Here is a 4,109-nt window from a genome sequence, read left to right as displayed (position 1 = left end):
GGGCGGGGACGCCCAGCAGGGCGCCCGGCGCGTCGTACCCGTAGGCCGGGTCGAACGGGAAGTCGTGGGAGAGGGCGACGGATGAGGCCATGCCGCGAGGGTAGACGCCGACCACGCCGGTGCCGGGCGTGCCCCCGACACCCGGCCTCCGACGACGAATCGGTCACATCGCCTGTTCTTCCACAAACAGTGCGTTTACGGTTCAACTACAAGGCGCCAGGATGTCGAGCACGTTGCACGAGTGTGACCCAGCACCCTCTTGCGGATTCCCGAACGACTGGCGCAGAGTGATGTATGCGCTTACAGGCAGCGCATACATCGCGCAGCATCCGGATTGCTCAAGGAGGAGCCCTCCCATGTCCCGCATCGCCAGAACCGCCCCCGCCGGCATAGCGCTCGCGCTCGCCGTGACCCTCTCCGCCTGCGGCTCCTCCGGCGGCGACGTCGCGGCGGACGAGAAGCAGACGCTCACCGTGTGGGCCATGGGAGCCGAGGGCGAGAAGCTCGCCGACGTGGCCGAGGTCTACGAGAAGGCCAACCCGAACATCACGGTGAAGGTGACCCCCATCGGCTGGGACGTCGCCCACCAGAAGCTCGTCTCGGCAGCGGCGGCGGGCACCCTGCCCGACGTGGCGCAGATGGGCGGCAGTTACATGGGCGAGTTCTCCGAGCTCGGCGTGCTGGAGCCGGTGGACACCAAGGTCTTCGACAAGAAGGACTTCTTCCCGGCGGGCTGGGAGCAGGGCGAGGTGGACGGCACCGCCTACGGTGTGCCGTGGTACGTCGACACCCGGGTCCTCTACTACCGCACGGACCTGGCCGAGAAGGCCGGCGTCACCGAGGCTCCGACCGACTGGAAGGGTCTGAAGGACCTGGCAGGCGCGTACCAGGAGAAGGCCGGTACGAAGTGGGGGCTGTCCATCCAGCCCAGCGGCCTGGACACCGTGCAGAACTTCTACTCCTTCCTGTACTCGGCGGGCGGCGAGATCGTCAACGACAAGGGCGAGGCCGTCGTCGACAGCCCGGAGGCCGTCAAGGCGCTGAAGGAGTACGGCTCGTACTTCGACAAGGGCCTCTCCAACAAGTCCGTACAGCCCGGCTACGACGTGGTGAAGGACTTCGGCAACGGCCGGGTCCCGATGTTCTTCGGCGGCCCCTGGCACGTGACCCTCCTCAACGAGGGCCAGCCGCAGATCAAGGGCAAGTGGGCCATCGCGAACGTCCCGGCGGACGCCTCCTCCACCTCCATGGCCGGCGGTTCCTCCCTCGTCGTCTCCAAGGACAGCGAGCACAAGGCCGCGGCCACCGAGTTCATCACGTACCTGACCGACACGAAGGGCCAGTCCGACTGGTACGAGCGGACGAAGGACCTGCCCGCCAACACCTCCGCGTGGGAGTCCGGCACGCTCGCCGACGACGCCGACCTGCAGACCTTCAAGAAGCAGATGGACACCGCCAAGTCCTCGCCGTCCCTGGCCAACTGGACCGAGATCACCGACAAGGTGGACCAGGCCATCGCCAAGGTGACGCAGGGCAAGGCTTCCGCCGAGGACGCGCTGAAGACCGCGCAGTCCGAGATCGAAGGTCTCGTGAAGCAGTAGCCATGAGCACCACGACCGAGAAGGCCCGAGGGCCCCGGAAGGCCGGGGCCGCACCGTCCCCGGCCACCGGGGGCAGCCGGGGACGCAAGCCGTCGATGGGCGTGCAGAACGCGGCGGGGTGGCTGTTCTCCACCCCGTTCCTCGTCCTGTTCACCGTCTTCATGGCGTTCCCGATCCTCGCCACGCTGGTGATGAGCTTCACGGACTTCGGGCTGCGCAACGTGACGCGCCCCTGGGAAGCGAACTTCATCGGGTTCGAGAACTACGTCAACCTCTTCGGCGACGAGAAGTTCCTCAAGTCCCTCTTCAACACGGGGTACTTCGTGGTCGTCGGCGTGCCGCTGACCATCGGCATCGGGCTGGTCGTCGCCGTTCTGCTGAACAACGGCATCGACCGGGCGCGGACCTTCTTCCGGGTCGGCTTCTACGCCCCGGTGGTCACCACCATCGTCGCGGTGGCCGTCGTCTGGCGGTTCGTCCTCGATCCGAGCGACGGGCTGATCGCGGGCCTCTTCTCCGAAGTGGGCTGGACCGCACCGGACTTCCTCGGCTCCGAGACGCTGGCGATGCCGTCGCTGATCGTCATGGCGGTCTGGCGGAACGTCGGCACGGTGATGGTGCTGTTCATCGCGGGCCTCCAGGCGATCCCCACCGAGGTGCGGGAAGCCGCGAAGCTCGACGGCGCGAGCGTCTGGCAGGAGTTCCGGGGCATCACGGTCCCGCTCCTGCGTCCGACCCTCCTCTACGCCACGGTGATCACGACGATCGGCTACCTCAACGTGTTCGAGGAGCCGTTCGTGATGACCCAGGGCGGCCCGTCCGACTCGACCCTCACGGTCTCGCTGAACATGTACCGCGAAGGGTTCAACTTCTTCCACATGGGCTACGCGAGCGCCATGGCGTACGTCCTCTTCGTGGTGATCATGGGCATCACGGTGCTCCAGCTCCGACTGCTGAAGGACAACACGAAATGAGCGCCACCAGCAGCAAGGCACCGGTCGAGCCGCTGAAGTCCCGGGCCCCGAAGCAGCGGAGCGCCTCGCGCCCCGTCGTGTACACCCTGCTCTCGCTCGGCCTGCTGGTCATGTCGGCGCCCTTCCTCTGGATGGGGCTCTCCGCCTTCAAGACGCAGAGCGAGCTGTCGGCCAGCCCGCCGGTGTGGATCCCCACCGAGTGGACCCTGGAGAACTTCCGGCAGCTGCTCGACAAGCTGGACCTGCCCCTGTACTTCATGAACTCGGTGATCGTGGCGGTCCTGGTGACCGTCTCGAACCTGGTCTTCTGCTCGATGCTCGGCTACGCCCTGGCCAAGCTGAACTTCGTCGGCCGCAACAAGGTCTTCGGCCTGGTGCTCGGCGCGCTGATGGTGCCCGGCAACCTGATGCTGCTTCCGCTGTTCGTGCTGATGAGCAAGCTCCAGCTGATCGACAGCTACGCGGGTCTGGTGCTGCCGTTCGCCGCCGGGGCCTTCGGGGTCTTCCTGATGCGCCAGTTCATGCAGTCGATCCCGGACGAGCTGCTGGAAGCGGCCCGGATGGACGGCGCGAGCGAGTGGTACATCTTCTGGCGGATCGTGATGCCGCTGGTGAAGCCCGCCCTCGCGACCCTGTCGATCTTCACGTTCCTGGGTTCCTGGAACAACTTTGTCTGGCCGCTGATCGCGACCAACGACCCCGACAAATACACCCTCCCGGTGGCCCTGGCGACCTTCGCCACCGACCCCAACAAGGCCGGCGGCTCCAACGGGATGCTGATGGCCGGGGCCTTCCTGATCGTGCTGCCGGTGCTGGTCGTCTTCATCGCGCTGCAACGGCACTTCACGCAGGGCATCGCCACGGCGGGCATGAAGTAACGCGTCCGCCCGGGCACTTCACGTACGAGGCCGCACCCCACCCCGCAACAGAGCGCGGCCACACCCCTCACCACCACCAGAAAGACATGTCGCGATGACACACACCCCTGCTTCGGACCAGAAGACCCCCGTCCCGTTCCCCGAGGGCTTCCTCTGGGGCGCGTCCACGGCCGCCCACCAGATCGAGGGCAACAACACCGACTGCGACTGGTGGGTCAAGGAACACGCCGCCGGCACCCACATCGCGGAGCCGAGCCTGGACGCCTGTGACAGCTACCACCGCTGGCCCGAGGACATGGACCTGCTGGCCTCGCTCGGCTTCACCGACTACCGCTTCTCCATCGAGTGGGCCCGCATCGAGCCGGTCGAAGGCCACTTCTCCCGTGCCCAGCTCGCCCACTACCGGCGGATGGTGGAGGGAGCGATCGAGCGCGGCCTGCGCCCGATGGTGACCCTGCACCACTTCACCGTCCCGCAGTGGTTCGAGGCGCGCGGCGGCTGGACGGCCGAGGGCGCGGTGGAGCTGTTCGCGCGGTACGTGGCGGCCTGCGCCCCGGTCATCTCCGAGGGCGTCAGCCACGTCTGCACGATCAACGAGCCGAACATGATCGCCGTGATGGCGGGCCAGGCCAAGCGCGGCGACAACAGCTTCCCGC

4 protein-coding genes are annotated in these 4,109 nt (G+C 67.1%); all 4 read left to right on the top strand.

Going from position 1 to position 4,109, the window contains the following annotated elements; genetic code table 11:
* Window positions 1-356 precede the first annotated feature (356 nt).
* A complete protein-coding gene (locus tag HET64_RS37240) occupies window positions 357-1,601 on the top strand; it encodes a sugar ABC transporter substrate-binding protein (protein ID WP_215111658.1) in 1,245 nt (414 codons plus the stop codon).
* Window positions 1,602-1,603: 2 nt separating this feature from the next.
* Complete coding sequence (locus HET64_RS37235) at window positions 1,604-2,575, top strand: carbohydrate ABC transporter permease (RefSeq protein WP_215111657.1); 972 nt, start codon at window positions 1,604-1,606, stop codon at window positions 2,573-2,575.
* Entirely contained in the window at window positions 2,572-3,453 is an 882-nt protein-coding gene (locus tag HET64_RS37230; RefSeq protein WP_215111656.1) for a carbohydrate ABC transporter permease, read from the top strand. Before HET64_RS37235 ends, HET64_RS37230 begins: the two co-directional genes overlap by 4 nt.
* Window positions 3,454-3,547: 94 nt before the next feature.
* Window positions 3,548-4,109, top strand: a 562-nt coding sequence (locus HET64_RS37225) for a family 1 glycosylhydrolase (RefSeq protein WP_215111655.1), incomplete at its 3' end; no start/stop codon positions are given.

It is taken from the genome of Streptomyces sp. McG3, assembly GCF_018619185.1.
GTDB lineage: Bacteria > Actinomycetota > Actinomycetes > Streptomycetales > Streptomycetaceae > Streptomyces.
Note: the sequence above shows the minus strand (reverse complement) of the source record. Positions and strands in the feature narration are given on the sequence as shown.